Origin of the sequence: Mesorhizobium newzealandense (genome assembly GCF_042682145.1) — a bacterium.
GTDB lineage: Bacteria > Pseudomonadota > Alphaproteobacteria > Rhizobiales > Rhizobiaceae > Mesorhizobium > Mesorhizobium newzealandense.
Genome location: NZ_JBHUGZ010000031.1, coordinates 14422 through 30478 on the forward strand (window position 1 = coordinate 14422; position 16057 = coordinate 30478).

A 16057-nucleotide genomic window follows, 5' to 3' on the forward strand; every position below is an offset into this window, starting at 1 on the left:
AAGAGGGAAGATTTGCTGAGTCCGCAGGAACGAAGGGTTACCTGCTACCAGCTACTTACTATTCGCTACTCGCTCTCACAGCTTCGCCAAAAGCTCCGGCGTCGGCCAGCCATCCACCGGCAAGCCAAGGCGCATCTGCTCCTTGCGGATCGCTTCGCGGGTGTTGGTGCCGAGGATGCCGTCGACCGTGCCGACATCATAGCCCCTGGCTTCCAGCTTCGTCTGCAGCGCCTTCAACTGGTCATTGTTTAGACCGGTCTCGGGATTGCGCGGATCGAATTGTGGCGCGCCCGCCAGCCTGGCGGCGAGGTTGGCTGCGGTCAGCGCGTAGGTGAAGGACTGGTTCCATTCGAGATAGACGTCGAAATTGTCGTAGGTGAGGAAGGCTGGTCCCTTGCGTCCCATCGGCAGCGCGAGGCCCGCTTTCAGGCCGTTGCCGACCAACGGTGCGCCGCTGGGGTAGGTGACGCCCCATTGCGCCCATTGCGTCAGCGGCAGCTTGTTGGTGCGGCCCGTCTGGTCCCATGGCATGTCGTCGGGGACGCGGACTTCCTCGATCCAGGGCTCGTCGCGCTTCCAGCCACGCGACAGCACCTTGTTGGCGGTGGTCATGATCACATCCGGCACGCTGCCGCGCAGGTCGACCTTGCCGTCGCCGTCGCCGTCGACGCCGCGCGCCAGATAGTCGGACGGCAGGATCTGCGTCTGGCCGATCTCGCCGGCCCAGGCACCCCTGACATCGGCCGGCACCACGCCGCGATCGATCAATTCCAGAAGTGGCACCAGTTGGGGTCGGAACAGTTGCGGGCGGCGGCAATCATGAGACAGCGTCACCAGGGCGCTCAGCGTGTGGAAATCGCCCTGCACGGCGCCGAAATCGGTCTCCAGCGCCCAGAAGGCGGCGATGATCGGTGCCTGGACGCCGAACTGCTGGTCGGCACGGGCGAAGACATCTGCGTATTTCTTCAGGTTTGCCGCGCCCTGCTTCAGCCGGTAGGCCGAGATCATGCGGGTGGAGAATTCGATGAAGGTTTGGGTGAAGACGCCCTGGGCGCGGTCACGCGCCAGCACCTTGTCGTCAAGGGTGGCATCCTCCAGCGCGTCGAGACCCGCGACGCCGACACCGGCCGCCTTGGCTTCCGCCGCCACGCCCTGCTTCCAGGCTTCGAAGTCGCCGCCGCATTCCTGCGCCATCGCCGGCAAGGCCGTGGCGCACAAGAACAGCGCCGCGAGGGCTGGGGAACGCAGTCGCATCGGCTTCCTTTCGAAACGAATGAGGGCCTTTGTCGCGCCCCCTCGGAAGCCCAACGCCCTGAATTGCCGGCGGCTGCACTGTTTGCCGCTGGCTGTGTCGAAAAGCAGGCGGCAGGCCCGGTGTCAACGGGTGTTCTGCCGTAGCCACTTGTTCAGGCGGCTTCGCTGCCGTTGAACCGGTGTCAACGGGTGTTCTGCCGCAACCACTTGTTCCATGCGGCTTCACTGCCGTTGAAGACGTTGATGTCGGACTTGCCGGTCATGCCGGGAACGATGCCGGTTCCGGTGTACTGCCAGAAGGTGAAGGGGTGGCTGCCGTATTTTTCGCGCGGATGGCCGGCGACGGAGCGCAGCCAGTAGGGGTAGCCACGGAAAGTCGACAGCTCGTTGTCGTCGAAGAAGTCGACCGAGGTGTAGATGATCGGCTTCTTGCCATAGTGCCGTTCGACGATTTCGAGGAAGGTGGCCATCTCCGCGCGCACCGTGGCCGCATCGGGACGCAGCCTGCAGGTCGGCGATTTCGGGTTCCACTCCATGTCGAGGACCGGCGGCATCGCCGAGCGGTCGACCGGAACATTCCGGATGAACCAGCGCGCCTGCTGAGCGGCGGGCGTGCAGAAATAGAAGAAATGATAGGCCGCGCGCGGAAGGCCGGCGGCTTTCGTGCGGGCCCAATGCTCGTTGAAATATTCATCGAAGCGATCGCCGCCCTCGGTCGCCTTGATGAAGGCGAAGGAGATGCCGCTGGCCTTGGCCGCCGGCCAGTCGACCGAGGTCTGGTATTTCGACACGTCGGTGCCGTGAACGGCATAGTTCCACGGCGCGCCGCTGTCCCATTCATGCGGCTTGGAATCGGCAAAGCGCGGCGCGCGCACGGCAACAGTCGGGCTGCTCGACGCGGACGGCGACAGCGGCGAAAGATCGTCCACGGTCGAGCAGGCGCCAAGCAGCGTCAGCATGAAAAGGGCCGCAAGACGGCGCATCGCAACTCCCGAGCCGGATTCAGCCGGTCGCTGATGGGTCTGTGCACTGATGGCTGGCCGTTGGCCCCCTACGAGCGATCGCCCCACAGCATCGCTCGTTCCCCTGTGATCGCCGAACATGGTTGATATCAGGTTGACGGCGCTCGACAAGCCTAGCGATTTGCGGAAGCAATGGCGGCAAATCGATGACATAAGCGTCGGCGGGGGCCTGGGAGGAAACAAATGCGGATCGTCGTCAGGATCGTCAAATGGCTGCTTGGCCTGGCCGTGCTGGCGATCGCCGCGCTGTTTGCCTGGCTTTACGTCGCGCCGCCGGAATTGATCCGCGTCGGCTCGGGCTTTTCGGCCAAGATCGTCTGCTCGAACGTCTTCATCGCCGGGCGTGATCCCAATGAGGTGCTCGCGGTCGACGTCCAGGCGCCCGGGCACCCGCTACTGCGTTTGATGCGGGTCTCCGTGGACAAGAACAGGGGAACGGTCTCGGCGGGCCTGCTTGGCTTCCTCGGCAAGAGCCTTGCCGTCGCGCGTGACGGGCTGGGCTGCGCGTCGGTTCCGGACGGTGATGTCGGCAAGGTACGGCGGACGGCAATCTATGCCGAGCCGTCGGCGGTCAACGCGGACGCGCTGTGGCCGGAGGGCGAACGGGTCGAGGCATCACAGGATCCGGTGATTGCCAAGCTGCTCGACGATGCGGCGCTGACCGGCGCCGGCATGCGCGCGGTGGTGGTGGTCAAGAACGGCCGCGTCGTTGCCGAGCGCTATGGCGCGGGATTCTCGGCAAAGACGCCGCTGCTCGGCTGGTCGATGACCAAGACAGTGAACGCCGCCATCATCGGCACGCTGGTCAAGGACGGCAAGATGGCGGTCGACAACAAAGGCCTATTCGCGCTCTGGAAGGCGGATGGACGCGCCGCGATCAGCCTTGCCGACATGATGGCGATGTCGAGCGGGCTGGAGTTCAACGAGGACTATGGCGACGTCGCCGACGTCACGCGCATGCTCTATCTCGAACCCGACATGGCGGGCTTCGCTGAAGCCAAGCCGCTGACCGGCGAGGTCGGCAAGGTGTTTTCCTATTCGAGCGGCTCGGCGGTGATGCTATCGCGCCTCTGGCAGGAGGCGATCGGCGACAAGGGCAAGGCGCTGACGTGGCCGCGCACCGCATTGTTCGAGCCGCTCGGCATGCACAGCGCCGTGCTGGAAACCGACGAGCAGGGCACTTTCGTCGGCTCGTCCTATCTCTATGCGACGGCGCATGACTGGGCGCGCTTCGGCCAGTTCCTGCTGCAAGGCGGGGTGTGGAACGGCAACCAGGTCCTGCCGGCTGGCTTCGTCGACTGGATGCGTGAGCCGGCACCGGCCTCGAAAGTCTACGGCAAGGGCCAGTTGTGGATCGAGGCACCGGGCGACGAGGACAGCCCCGGCGCCGGCGTCGCGGCAGGCCTGCCCAAGGACACCTATTGGATGGAAGGTCATGACGGGCAGACGGTCACCATCATTCCTTCGGAGCAGCTGGTGGTGGTGCGGCTCGGCTTGACGCCGGCCAAGCTCGGCTACCGGCCGCAGACGATGGTGGGGGCACTGGTGACGGCGCTACATTAGCTCTATTGACGCGGCCCGACCACTGCCAGCCAGGCGTAGCCGCGATAAAGCGTGCGGAAATGGAAGGTTGCGCCGGTTCGCCGAGATTCCGATTCCAGAACCTCGCGCAGCGATTCACGCGGGGCGACGTGGAACTTTTTGAGCCAGCCGCGCAGCATCGCCCGGAACCAGTCCGGCAGGCCTTCCTGCTGGCCGAAATCGACGACATGCAGCGAACCGCTGGGGGCCAGCGCCGCAAGTGCCGCCAAAACCGTCTTCTCCCAGCCGGGGATCATCGACAGCGAGTACGACACGAAGATGCGGTCGAACCGTTCGACACCGTAAAGCGCGCCCGCATCGAAATCGGTGGCGTCACCCCTTGCCAGCATGACGCGGCCGGACAGGCCTTCGTGGGCAATCGCGGCGCCGGCCGTCCCCAGCATTTCGGCCGAAATGTCGAGGCCGAAGAAGCGTGCATCGGGATAGCGACGGGCGGCCAGGATGATGTTGCGGCCGGTGCCGCAGCCGAGTTCGAGCACGGTGCCACCGGGCGGTAAGTCGAGCCCGGCGATCAGCCGGTCGCGGCCGAGCAGGTAATATTTGCGGGTCAGGTTGTAGATGTGGCGCTGCCAGCGGTAGACGCCGTCCATCAGTTCGGCATGGCTGGCCGGCAGCTCGGTCGTGCTCATGCCGCGCGCTTCACATAGAGGTGGAAGCCGCCATAGATGGCGGAGCGGTCGCGGGCCGAGAATTCGCGCGAAGCCTCGTCCTGATAATTCCACTGGTCGAGCAGCGAGCTGGAAACCCGGCCGGGCAACAGGCTGGGCTCGGCGGCGGTGCGGAAGATGACGCGGGCGCCGGCGGATGCCGTGCGGGTTATTTCCGCCCACAGCGCGTTGAGCTGGTCATCGGTCATCCAGTCCTGCGCATCGAGCAGGATGAAGCGGTCGACCGCGCCGGCGTCCTTGCCGGCGAGGAATTCGATCAGATTGGCATGATGGATGGCGACGCGGTCGACATTGCCGCGGATGGTCTCGTAGTTCTGCTTTTCGAGATAGGCGGGCAGGGCGGCTTCGCCGGGGTCCGGATACCGCCGGGCGAAGGCCTGCCAGGCGAAGTAGTTGTTTTCCAGCGGAAAATCGCAAGCCAGCTTTTCCAGCCGGGCCTTGAGCACACTGGCCATGGTGCCGTCACCGGAGGTGATCAGCGAATCATACTGCGCCGGCGGAATGCCGAGGCCGAACAAAGAGGCCTTGCGCGAGGTCGCCCATTTCAAAAGCTTCTTGTCGAAGACGGGCGCCAATTGCTCATTGAAGAAGCGGCGCTGTTCGCCGATGTTCCTGGCTTCCATCATGCGGGCTGGATTGACGCCGAAGAATTTCGCCGTGCGATGGCCCATGGCGATGAACAGGCCAAGCAGCCCGGTCTGGTAGAAATTGCGGTCGAAGACAGAGATGCGCCGGCGGCCGCGCCAGTTGCGGCGCTCCCAGTAGTGACGGCTGACCGGATCGAGATGCGGCGCGATGAAACGGTCGTAGGCTTGCGAATTGTGGCTGGTGTCGGCGGCGCCGAAGAAGCGGAACAGGTCGCCCTGCGAAGGCAGGTGGCGCACGGCCTCCAGCTTCATGCGGTTCAGCGCGATGTGCGCGGCGTTGAGGTCGACGGCGTCGACCCGCGCCGGCGAACGGGTCAGGTAGGCGAGGATGTTGCAGCCGCCCGAAGCGATGGTGACGACGCGGTGGCCCTGGCCAAGCTGCATAGCCTCCATGTCGACATCGGGGTCTTCCCAGATCTGCGGATAGACGAGGCCGGAAAACAGGAAGGCGAACAACCGCTCCGAAATGCCGGCCTTCGACAGCGGGCGGTTCTGGTAGACGGCTTTTCCAACTTCCTTGCCGCGGCGAAAAACCAGATCTGCGGAAACGTCCGTCATGGCAAGGTGATTCCCCATTTGCTCTGCCGCAAGCGGGTAGCGCTCGGCGATGACAGATGGATGACAGCAGCCGGCTTGCAGCCCGGGAGGCTTATTGCCGTCCGAATCCCCCCGGCGTCGGCGTCGTCAGGATGACGGCATCGCCGGCCTGAAGCACGGTCTGGTCGCAGGCTTTCAGCATTTCGATCGTGCCGTCCCTGCGGCGGACCTTGGTCGAGCCGACCTCGCCGTCGCCGCCGCCGTCCAGTCCTTGCGGCGGGCGGTTGCGATGCGAGGACAGGATCGCGCATTCCATCTTCTCGAGGAAACGGATGGTGCGTTTGGTGCCGTCGCCAGCGCTCCATCTGCCCTTGCCGCCGGAACCTTCCCTAATGTGGAAGTCCTCGAGCAGAACGGGAAAGCGCAGTTCCAGCACTTCCGGGTCGGTGAGGCGCGAATTGGTCATGTGGGTGTGGACGCCAGATGTGCCGGCAAAGCCGCGGCCGGAGTTCATCTGGCCGGCGGGCGAGCCGGAACAGATCGTCTCGTAATACTGGTATGTCTTGTTGCCGAAGGTCAGGTTGTTCATGGTGCCTTGCGCGTTGGCCATGGCGCCCATGGCGCCGAACAGCGCATTGGTGACGTGCTGCGAGGTCTCGACATTGCCGGCGACGACAGCGGCGGGGTAGACGGGTTTGAGCATGCAGCCGTCGGGAATGATGATGTTGATTGGCCGCAGGCAGCCGGCGTTCATCGGGATCATGTCCTCGACCATGACACGGAAAGCGTAGAGCACAGCCGCGCGGGCGACCGGCTCGGGCGCATTGAAATTGTTCTTCATGACAGGCGAGGTGCCGGTGAAGTCGACCGTCGCCTCGCGCTTTTGCCGGTCGACAGTGATCTTCACCTTGATGACCTGGCCGGTGTCGGTCGGATATTCATATTCGGAAGCGTCCGGCAGCCGCTCCAGCACGCGGCGCACGCTTTCGGCGGCGTTGTCCTGGACGTGGCCCATATAGGCTTCGACGACATCGAGGCCGAAATGCGCGACCATCTTGCGGAGTTCCGCCACACCCTTTTCGTTGGCGGCGATCTGCGCCTTGAGGTCGGCAATGTTCTGGTGCGGATTGCGGGCCGGCCAGCGGTGGTCGGTGAGCAGCGTTTCCAGCTCTTTCTCGCGGAAGCGGCCACGGTCGACGATGCGGAAATTGTCGAACAGAACGCCTTCCTCGTCGACCGTGGTGGCAAGCGGTGTCATCGAGCCGGGCGCGGTGCCGCCGATATCGGCATGATGGCCACGTGAGGCTGCCCAGAAGAGGATCTTCTGCTTGGTATCGTCGAAAACCGGCGTCACCACCGTGATATCGGGCAGATGCGTGCCGCCATTGTACGGCGCGTTGAGGGCAAAGACGTCGCCGGGATGGATATCACCGGAATTCAGCCGGATGATGGTTTCGACCGAACGGTCCATGGAGCCCAGATGCACCGGCATGTGCGGCGCGTTGGCGACCAGCGCGCCGTTGCGGTCGAACACGGCGCAGGAAAAATCCAGCCTTTCCTTGATGTTGACGGAATAGGCGGTGTTCTGCAGCGTCACGCCCATCTGCTCGGCGATCGACATGAACAGGTTGTTGAAGACTTCCAGCATCACGGGATCGGCCTTGGTGCCGAGCGCCGCCTGCCGCTGCTTCTCCTCGGTGCGGCGCAAGAGCACGTGGTTCTTGGCGGTGATCTCGGCCTGCCAGCCCGGCTCGACGACGATGGTCTGGTTCGGCTCTATGATCAGCGCCGGGCCGGCGACTTTGTGCCCGGGCTTGAGCCTTTCACGGCGGACGATGCCGGCGTCGCACCAGATGCCGTCGGAAAAGATTTTTCGCATCTCCGAAGGCTTTGCGGCGACGTCTTCGAGCGCTGAATCACTCTCGTCGCGTCCGGAGCCGCCGGTGTCGGTGCCCTCGACGCCGACGGTCTCGACGATCATCGGCTTGTTGTCATAGACGAAACCGAATTGCGCCTTGTGGGCTATTTCGAAATCGCGCCTGGCCTGGAAAATCGAGTCTTCCTCAAAGTTCACCGGCAAAGTCGTGTCGGTGCCGTCATAGCGAATGTGCAGCACCGGTTTCGCGGCAACCGCATCCTCGGCAATGCCTTGCGCTGCGAACTCGGTGATGACGGCCTTTCTCAAGCTGGCGATGAGGTTGCCGATCTCGGTTCTGGACTCTTCGGCAAGAGGCTTCAGCAGCGCCTGCTGGCGCGAGGCAAAGACCGAGGACAGGCCGATGCCGTAGGCCGACAGCAGGCCGGAAAAGGGATGGATCAGCACCGCCTCCATGCCGAGCGCGTCGGCGACCAGGCACGCATGCTGTCCGCCGGCGCCGCCGAAGCAATTGAGCAGATATTCGGTGACATCATAGCCGCGCTGGACGGAAATCTTCTTGATGGCGTTGGCCATGTTTTCCACGGCGATGGTGACGAAGCCCTCGGCGACAGTCTCGGGCGTGCGGCCGTCGCCGATTTCGGCAGCCAGTGCGGTGAATTTTGTGCGCACGGCCTCGACATCGAGCGTTTTGTCTTGGCTGGGCCCGAAAATAGCCGGGAAGAAATCGGGCTGCAGCTTGCCCAGCATGACATTGGCATCAGTGACGGCCAAAGGGCCGCCGCGGCGATAAGCTGTCGGGCCGGGATTGGCTCCGGCCGAGTCAGGTCCGGCCCGGAAGCGGCCGGCCTCGTAATGCAGGATCGAACCGCCGCCGGCGGCGACGGTGTGGATGCGCATCATCGGTGCGCGGATGCGCACGCCGGCGACCTCTGTGTCGAAGGCGCGCTCATACTCGCCGTCATAGTGGGCGACATCGGTGGAGGTGCCGCCCATGTCGAAGCCGATGACCTTGTCGAAGCCGGCGAGCTTCGCCGTCTCGACCATGCCGACAACGCCTCCGGCCGGTCCTGACAACAGTGCGTCCTTGCCCTGGAACATATCGGCGGCGGTAAGGCCGCCAGAGGACATCATGAACATGAGATGAGGGGACTGGCCGATCTCCCCCCTTGTGGGGGGGATTGGCGCGGTGCCGATTTCCCCCGCCACGCGTTGCACATATCTAGACAGGATCGGCGACAGATAAGCGTCGACCACGGCTGTGTCGCCGCGGCCGACCAGCTTGATCAGCGGCGAGACCTCGTGGCTGACGGAAACCTGGCTGAAACCGAGTTTCCGGCAGACTCTTGCCACCGCCTTCTCGTGATCGGGATATTTCCAGGCGTGCATGAAGACGATGGCGACGGCATCGATGCCATCCGCTTTCGCCTGCTCGATCGCCGGCCGGCAAGCGGCGATGTCGAGCAACTGCTCGACGCGGCCATCGGCCCGCACGCGCTCGTCGATCTCGATGACGCGCTCATAGAGCTGTTCGGGAAGGATGATTTCCTTGGCGAAGATGTCCGGGCGCGCCTGGTAGGCGATCTTCAGCGCATCGCGAAAGCCCTTGGTGATGAGCAGCAGGACCCGGTCGCCCTTGCGCTCCAGCAATGCATTGGTGGCGACCGTGGTGCCCATCTTGATGTCGCCGATCAGCCCGGGCGGGATCGCGCCGCCGGAGGACAGGCCGAGAAGATCGCGGATGCCCTGGATGGCGGCATCGGCGTAGGCTTCCGGATTTTCGGAGAGAAGTTTGCGGGGATGCAGCCCGCCTTGCGGGTCGCGGCCGATGACATCGGTGAAGGTGCCGCCGCGATCGATCCAGAAATCCCACTTCGCGGTCATGGCAGCTCCCGGCACGTCTCAGTTCGATCGGTTCAACGCATCCTGTTAGTTCGCCATTGTCTGGCCGGCAATCGCAAACGGGCCAGACGATGTTACATGCGGAAACGCAACGTTACGAAACTCATGGCTGTCTGATGCATTTCCTCTTCGACCGTTCACCGTAACGTGAACGTGTATTGAAGGAGAGATCTTATGAAAAAGCTCATTCTCGCGTCCGTTTCCGCTTTGGCCTTGCTGGGCGTTGCAGCCTGCAGCGATAGCGGCAAGGACAACACCACCACCCAGAGCACCAATCCACCGGCTGCCGAAGAGCCGATGAAGCCGGCGACGCCGGAAGCCACGCCGCCGGCCGCAACGCCTCCGGCAACCGATAACTCGACCACGAAGAGCATCACACCCGAGAAGCCTGTCGAACCGGCTCCGGCAACACCCGCTCCTGCGCCCGCGCAGTAGTCAGCAAAGCAGTACTCGTGTGATGAATGAGGAAGGCCGGCTGCGCGCTGGCCTTTCTCATATTGTCTCGCACCGTAGGTTGTGCCGGGCCTGCGGCACTGTCCCGGCTTGATAGCGGGGGGCGGTGGCACTAAGAAGCAGGCCATGTCGATTTGGGATCGCCTTGGCGAGTTCATCACACGCGTTTCATCCTCAGCCTCGTCGGGTGTCGCCGACGTCGTCGAGGCCGTGCGCACGGTTTTCTCCGGCGACCCCGATCTGCGCCGGCGGGTCGCCTTCTCGGTGGCGATGATTGCGCTGTCGGCCAAGATGGCCAAAGCCGATGGCATCGTGACCCAGGATGAGGTGCGTGCCTTCCAGGAGATATTCGAGGTGCCGCCGAAAGAGACGCGCAATGTGGCGCGGCTGTTCGATCTCGCCCAGCGCGACGTGGCCGGTTTCGAGACCTATGCCGAGCGGATGGCGCAACTGTGCGGCTCGGGGCATTCCAACTGCGTGATGCTGGAAGACATACTCGACGGTCTGTTCCACATCGCCAAGGCCGATGGCCTGGTGCATGAGCACGAAGGCCTCTTCCTGCACCGTATCGCTGAGATTTTCCGCATCGACGAGGCGCATTACGAAAGCATCATGGCGCGGCATGTCAATCTTGGCGCCGGTGACCCGTATGTCGTGCTCGGCATCGAACGCGGCAAGCCGTTCGAAGAGGTCAGGAAGCGCTATCGCAAGCTGGTCTCCGATAATCATCCGGATCGGCTGATCGCGCGTGGCCTGCCGCAGGAATTCATCAAGATCGCAACGACCAGGGTGGCGGCGATCAACGCCGCCTATGAGATGATCGAGCGGGGCCTGCGGCACGCATGAGCGGCTTCCTGCCCGACGAGCCTCGCGCCGAGGTCAGGGTATCGCCGAATTTCGGTCCGCGGCGCGACACGCTCAGACCCGACATGATCGTGCTGCATTATACCGGCATGCCGACCGGCGCGGGCGCCGAGGCATGGTTGTGCGACCCGGCCAGCGAGGTCTCGTCGCACTATCTGGTCCACGAGAATGGCCACGTCGTGCAGATGGTCAGGGAAAGCGACCGCGCCTGGCATGCCGGCAAGAGTTCGTGGTTCGGGCGCGCCGACATCAATTCCTGCTCGATCGGCATCGAGATCGTCAATCCGGGACACTCACTGGGCTATCCCGGTTTTCCCAGGCGGCAGATCGATGCGGTGATCCGCCTGTGCGCTGGGATCGCCGGTCGACATTCGATTGCTGCCGAGCGGGTGCTGGCCCATTCCGACGTGGCGCCGGGACGCAAGATCGACCCGGGCGAGAAGTTTCCGTGGCGGACGCTGTTCGAGGCCGGTGTCGGCCATCTCGTGGCGGCGGCACCCGTCAGGCGCGGGGCCTTGCTCAAGACCGGCGACAGCGGCGCCGATGTCGAGGCGTTGCAGTCGATGCTGGCGCTCTATGGATATGGCGTCGAGATATCAGGCATTTTCGACCGGCAGACGGGAATTGTCGTCGAGGCGTTTCAGAGGCATTTCCGGCCGCGCCTGGTCGATGGGGTGGCCGATGGCTCGACAGTGCGGACGCTGCAAAGGCTGCTCGCTTCCGCAAGGTCTTGACCCGGGGAAGCCTCTCCCAAGTCGTCCTTTCCAATGTTTAAGTTACAAGCTGTCACTCAAAGTGACTTGCCTGGCCTTGTTTGGCACCAATTCGAGCGTCAAACGCCTGACGTGCAAGTTTGTCGGACCCCAAGACCCCGGATGTTCCGATATTGATTAGGCGTTGCTGCGTGAACATCTTCACGCGGTTCAGACAGAACAGGATCACATGCAGAAATTGACCGTTTTAACGGCAGCTCTTGCTGCCGGCGTTATGACTTTTGCCTTCAGTGCCGCGAATGCCGCGCCACTCAGCCCGCGGGCGGATCAAGGGGTCATCGCGGTATCCGCCAAAAGCGGCAAGGCAGGCCACGACGCCAAGGCGACGAAGCGGGCTCCCGCGAAAATGGAAAAGGCAAGTTTGACCAAGGCGAAGAAGTCCACCGCCAAAAGGCAGACGAAGCGCGGCCGCAAGGCCGTCGACAAGATGACAACGGCATCGATCGGCCCAAGGGGCGTTGCGCTGCCGGCGGCTGCGGCGGCTGCGGTGGCCGGTGGCGGTCAGTATTCGGCGATCGTCGCGCGCTATGCCGCGAGCTATGGTGTACCGGTTTCGCTCGCTCACGCCGTCATACGGGTCGAGAGCAACTACCGGCCGAACATGGTCGGCGGCGCCGGCGAAATCGGCCTGATGCAAATCAAGCCGGCGACGGCGCGGATGATGGGCTACAACGGTTCGGCCAAGGGACTCTTCGATCCCGACACCAACATCAAATACGGCATGAAGTACCTCGCCATGGCGCAGGATCTCGGCGGCGGCACCACCTGCGGCACGATCCTGAAATACAATGCAGGCCACGCCGCAACGCGAATGAACCCGGTGTCGGCCGCCTATTGCAGCAAGGTCAAGGTGCAGATGGCGGCGCTGTAGCCGACTGTCTGTGGAGCCGGCCGGAGCGGCCGGCTTTTTCGTTTGCGTTTTCGAGCGTGAACCCCTTTATACGCCTTGCCAGCTGGCCGGGCGGCCGCACCCGCAACAGCCGAAAGGCTGCGGGTGAGGAAAGTCCGGGCTCCATGGAAACACGGTGCCGGTTAATGGCCGGCGGGGGCGACCCCAGGGAAAGTGCCACAGAAAGCAAACCGCCACGGTCTACCGTGGCAAGGGTGAAAGGGTGGGGTAAGAGCCCACCGCGCGACTGGCAACAGGAGCGGCACGGTAAACCCCACCGGGAGCAAGACCGAATAGGGGCGGTGCGAGGGGAAACCCTCGAGGGCTGTTTCCGGCTCACCGTCCGGGTAGGTTGCGTGAGGCGCATGGCAACATGCGTCCAAGATGAATGGTCGCCACGTTCTCGCACCGCAAGGGGCGGGGGCCATACAAAACCCGGCTTACAGGCCAGCTGGCAATTTTCTCCAAGATATCGAAGAGAATTCTTTTGAGATCAGCAGGTTGCGCCTTCGGGCGCGCCTGTTGATTCAACCTTGTTCAGCCATTTACGCCCGCAGCGGAGCCGGCTGATATCTGTCAGCCGCCGATCTTGTCCAGCGAGGCCTCGATCGCCTTCCAGAGCTCTTCCACCGGTTCGCAGCCGACCGAGAGACGGACGAAACCGGGAGGTACCGCATCGCCTCTCTTTGTCCGACGTTCGGCGGACGTGTGAACGCCGCCGAAGGACGTCGCGGCCTGCATCAAGGCACAGTTGTTGATGAAGTCCTCGGCCTTGTCTTCCGAGGCGAGCTCGAAAGAGATGAGAAAGCCGAAGCGCTCCATCTGGGCGCGGGCAAGATTGTGCGACGGGTCGCTTTCCAACCCGGGAAAACGCAGGCCGCTGATTGCCCTGTGGCCTTTCAGCCGCCGTGCGATCACTTCCGCCGAAGTGCACATGCGGTCAAAGCGCACATCCAGCGTTTCCAGACCGCGATGCACCAGCCATGCTTCGAACGGCCCGGGAATGCTGCCGGAGATTTCGCGCCAGCCGGCCACGGCGGTGATGATATCGGCATTGCGGCTGGCGACATGGCCGAACAGCACGTCGGAATGGCCATTGGGCGCCTTGGTGTCGGCCGCAACGACGATGTCGGCGCCATGGTCGAGCGGGCGCTGGCCGAAGGGCGTCATCGTCGTGTTGTCGACGACAAGGAGCGCGCCGGCTTTGTGAACAGCGTCGGCGACGGCCGCGATATCGCAGATATCCAGCCCCGGATTGGCGGGGGTTTCGACAAAGGCGAGGCGATAACCTTCGAAGCCGCCGTCGATAAAGGTCGATGTGGGCCTCACATCATAGGTGACGCCAAACGGCTTCAGGAAACGATCGGCCAGTGCCCTTGTCGTGTGATAGCCATCCGAAGGCAGCAGGATACGGTCGCCGGTCTTGAGCAGGGCGAAAAACACCGAACATATCGCAGCCATCCCGGACGGAAAGGCGACGCAGGGCGCACCTTCCAGATGGGACAGCATATGCTCGACCGCGTCCCAGGTCGGGTTGCTGAAGCGACCGTACTGATCGAAACCGGTGGCGTCGCCAGGCGTGTGATAGATTGCGGCCATGGTCAGCGGCAGGGGGATCGGGTCGCCCTTGGCGAGCCCACTGTCGCGCAGATGGGGAAGTGCCGCAGCGCGTGCGTTCGCTGTTTCAGACATCGATTCTCAGACCCTCTTGGTGACCGACCGGATGCGGCGAGACGCTATGCCGGGCAGTGGCTCGCGGCAAGGCGAGTCCGGTTGTGCCAGGCGGCTCTAAACGCTTCGTTAGGCTTAATGGACCATAAAGACGAGACGTGCCGTCAAGGCTGCTCTCATTGGTCGCGGCGCGCGTGTTTGTGAAGCCATTCCCGTTGACGCCCATAGTGCCCCATGATATCCCATTACGATACTCAAGCCTTCGTTCCGTGTCAGGGTAAAGCGTACGCCAATCGGGCAGCCGCGGCGGCTGCGCGTTTGCCGGTTGTTGCCCGTGTGGACGAGGCTGGTACGGGTCAGGGAACGCGCCGCGGCGGGTGCGACAAGATGAAGAGGGGTGCGGCGGCGCAAGCGGCTGTGACGTTCAATGGACCGGTTTCTGTCAAACACGGTGAGCAGGATCGATGCGAAGGGACGGGTGTCCGTTCCGGCGCATTTTCGTGCCGTTGTGCAGAAGCGCGGCTATTCGGAACTCTATGCGCTGCGTTGCCTCGACCAGCCGGCGATGGATGTCGGCGGGCTCGACCTGCTCGACCGCTACGAGCAGCGCATCGCGCTCGAAGATCCCTTCCTGCAGACGGCGGACGACATGTCGTTCTTCTGCCATGGCGATGGCGCGTTCCTGAAGCTCGACCAGGACGGCCGCATCACGATGAGCGATTTCATTCGCGAGCACACCGGCATTGCGGCGGAAGCGGCCTTTGTCGGGCGCGGCAATTTCTTTCAGATCTGGGAGCCGGGACGGCTGGCCGCCTATGGGGCGCAGGCGCGGGCCCGGCTTTTGCAGCTTCGGCAGGGGACGAAGCCTGGGGAGCGACTGGAATGACGGTGGGCCACGGCGATGACCTTCACGCCGTTGGCGGATCGGCCCGCCACATTCCGGTCCTCCTTGGCGAAGTGCTCGAAGCGCTGGCGCCAGCGGAGGGCGACATCATCATCGACGGCACGTTCGGCGCCGGCGGTTACACCAAGGCCATTCTGGCGACAGGCGCTTCCGTCGTCGCGATCGATCGTGATCCGGATGCGATCGCGGCCGGGCGCGATCTCGAGGCGCAGTCGGGCGGCAGGCTGAGGCTGGTGCAGGCGCCGTTCTCGACGCTGGACGAGCATGTCGAGAGCGCCGACGGCGTCGTGCTCGACATCGGCGTCTCCTCGATGCAGCTCGACCAGGCCGAGCGCGGGTTCTCGTTCCGCGCCGACGGACCACTCGACATGCGCATGGCGCAAGCGGGCCTCAGCGCCGCCGACGTCGTCAACAGCTTCAAGCCGGGCGACCTCGCCCGCATCTTCGGCTTCCTGGGCGAGGAGCGTCATGCCGGGCGCATTGCCCGCATGATCGAGGCTCGCCGCGAAAAGCGGCCGTTCGAACGCACGCTGGAACTGGCCGACGCGATCGAGACGCATGTCGGCCGCGCGCCGAAGGACAAGATCCATCCGGCGACGCGCGTCTTCCAGGCGCTGCGCATCTTCGTCAATGACGAGCTTGGCGAATTGGCCAAGGCCTTGCTCGCCGCCGAACGCGCGCTGAAGCCGGGTGGACGGCTCGCCGTGGTGACGTTCCATTCGCTGGAAGACCGCATCGTCAAGCGCTTCATCGCCGATCGCGCCGATGCGGTGACCGGCTCGCGCCATATGCCCGAGGCACAGGCGCGCATCGCCACCTTCCGCAAGGCCGGTGGCGGCGTGACTGCCGGCGACGCCGAGGTCGCTGCCAATCCGCGCGCCCGTTCGGCCCGGCTGCGTGCGGCTGTCCGCACCGAGGCACCGGCGCGCAACAGCGACTTTTCGATTTTCGGCCTTCCAAAGCTTCCCGGCATCGACCGGCCGGGGGAGAGGTAA

At 63.9% G+C, this 16057-nt stretch carries 13 protein-coding genes and 1 other RNA gene; 8 read left to right on the forward strand and 6 right to left on the reverse strand.

Annotation, left to right across the window (positions count from 1 at the left end):
• Nucleotides 1–75: 75 nt before the first annotated feature.
• Both ACFSOZ_RS37320 and ACFSOZ_RS37325 read right to left on the reverse strand, forming a co-directional pair.
• Nucleotides 76–1254, reverse strand: coding sequence for a lytic murein transglycosylase (locus tag ACFSOZ_RS37320; RefSeq protein ID WP_379106687.1), 1179 nt, complete (start codon nt 1252–1254; stop codon nt 76–78).
• Nucleotides 1255–1436: 182 nt separating this feature from the next.
• Complete coding sequence (locus ACFSOZ_RS37325) at nt 1437–2237, reverse strand: glycoside hydrolase family 25 protein (RefSeq protein ID WP_379106689.1); 801 nt, start codon at nt 2235–2237, stop codon at nt 1437–1439.
• 222 nt (nt 2238–2459) lie between these two features.
• Between ACFSOZ_RS37325 and ACFSOZ_RS37330 the strand changes: the two genes are divergently transcribed.
• Nucleotides 2460–3839, forward strand: coding sequence for a serine hydrolase domain-containing protein (locus ACFSOZ_RS37330; protein ID WP_379106691.1), 1380 nt, complete (start codon nt 2460–2462; stop codon nt 3837–3839).
• Nucleotides 3840–3841: 2 nt separating this feature from the next.
• Here the strand turns inward: ACFSOZ_RS37330 and ACFSOZ_RS37335 are convergent, their stop codons facing one another.
• From ACFSOZ_RS37335 to ACFSOZ_RS37345, 3 genes are all read right to left on the reverse strand, one after another.
• Nucleotides 3842–4507 carry an SAM-dependent methyltransferase gene (locus tag ACFSOZ_RS37335; protein WP_379106693.1) on the reverse strand — a complete coding sequence of 222 codons (666 nt, stop codon included), beginning with the start codon at nt 4505–4507 and terminating at the stop codon, nt 3842–3844.
• Nucleotides 4504–5751 (reverse strand): BtaA family protein, encoded by a 1248-nt coding sequence (locus tag ACFSOZ_RS37340; protein WP_379106695.1) that lies wholly within the window; start codon nt 5749–5751, stop codon nt 4504–4506. The genes ACFSOZ_RS37335 and ACFSOZ_RS37340 overlap by 4 nt, the downstream gene beginning before the upstream one ends.
• A gap of 91 nt (nt 5752–5842) precedes the next feature.
• Nucleotides 5843–9490, reverse strand: coding sequence for a hydantoinase B/oxoprolinase family protein (locus ACFSOZ_RS37345; protein ID WP_379106697.1), 3648 nt, complete (start codon nt 9488–9490; stop codon nt 5843–5845).
• Nucleotides 9491–9682: 192 nt separating this feature from the next.
• Here ACFSOZ_RS37345 and ACFSOZ_RS37350 point away from each other — a divergent pair, with 192 nt between their 5' ends.
• The 5 genes from ACFSOZ_RS37350 (at nt 9683) to rnpB (ending at nt 12946) form a co-directional block, all read left to right on the forward strand.
• Nucleotides 9683–9943, forward strand: a complete 261-nt coding sequence (locus ACFSOZ_RS37350) for a hypothetical protein (RefSeq protein ID WP_111543647.1) — start codon at nt 9683–9685, stop codon at nt 9941–9943.
• A 144-nt stretch (nt 9944–10087) separates the two neighbouring features.
• Nucleotides 10088–10807, forward strand: a complete 720-nt coding sequence (locus tag ACFSOZ_RS37355; protein WP_379106699.1) for a TerB family tellurite resistance protein — start codon at nt 10088–10090, stop codon at nt 10805–10807.
• Complete coding sequence (locus tag ACFSOZ_RS37360) at nt 10804–11559, forward strand: N-acetylmuramoyl-L-alanine amidase (protein ID WP_379106701.1); 756 nt, start codon at nt 10804–10806, stop codon at nt 11557–11559. The genes ACFSOZ_RS37355 and ACFSOZ_RS37360 overlap by 4 nt, the downstream gene beginning before the upstream one ends.
• 208 nt (nt 11560–11767) lie before the next feature.
• Nucleotides 11768–12469, forward strand: coding sequence for a lytic transglycosylase domain-containing protein (locus tag ACFSOZ_RS37365; protein ID WP_379106704.1), 702 nt, complete (start codon nt 11768–11770; stop codon nt 12467–12469).
• Between the two features lie 78 nt (nt 12470–12547).
• Nucleotides 12548–12946, forward strand: an RNA gene (rnpB, locus tag ACFSOZ_RS37370) — RNase P RNA component class A.
• A 117-nt stretch (nt 12947–13063) separates the two neighbouring features.
• Here the strand turns inward: rnpB and ACFSOZ_RS37375 are convergent.
• Nucleotides 13064–14179 carry a cystathionine gamma-lyase gene (locus ACFSOZ_RS37375; protein WP_379106706.1) on the reverse strand — a complete coding sequence of 372 codons (1116 nt, stop codon included), beginning with the start codon at nt 14177–14179 and terminating at the stop codon, nt 13064–13066.
• 406 nt (nt 14180–14585) lie between these two features.
• Between ACFSOZ_RS37375 and mraZ the strand changes: the two genes are divergently transcribed.
• Together mraZ and rsmH are read left to right on the forward strand one after the other, a co-directional pair.
• Nucleotides 14586–15044 carry a division/cell wall cluster transcriptional repressor MraZ gene (gene mraZ / locus ACFSOZ_RS37380; protein WP_379106708.1) on the forward strand — a complete coding sequence of 153 codons (459 nt, stop codon included), beginning with the start codon at nt 14586–14588 and terminating at the stop codon, nt 15042–15044.
• Nucleotides 15041–16057: a 16S rRNA (cytosine(1402)-N(4))-methyltransferase RsmH gene (rsmH, locus tag ACFSOZ_RS37385; RefSeq protein WP_379106711.1), complete on the forward strand. Its 1017-nt coding sequence runs from the start codon at nt 15041–15043 to the stop codon at nt 16055–16057. The genes mraZ and rsmH overlap by 4 nt, the downstream gene beginning before the upstream one ends.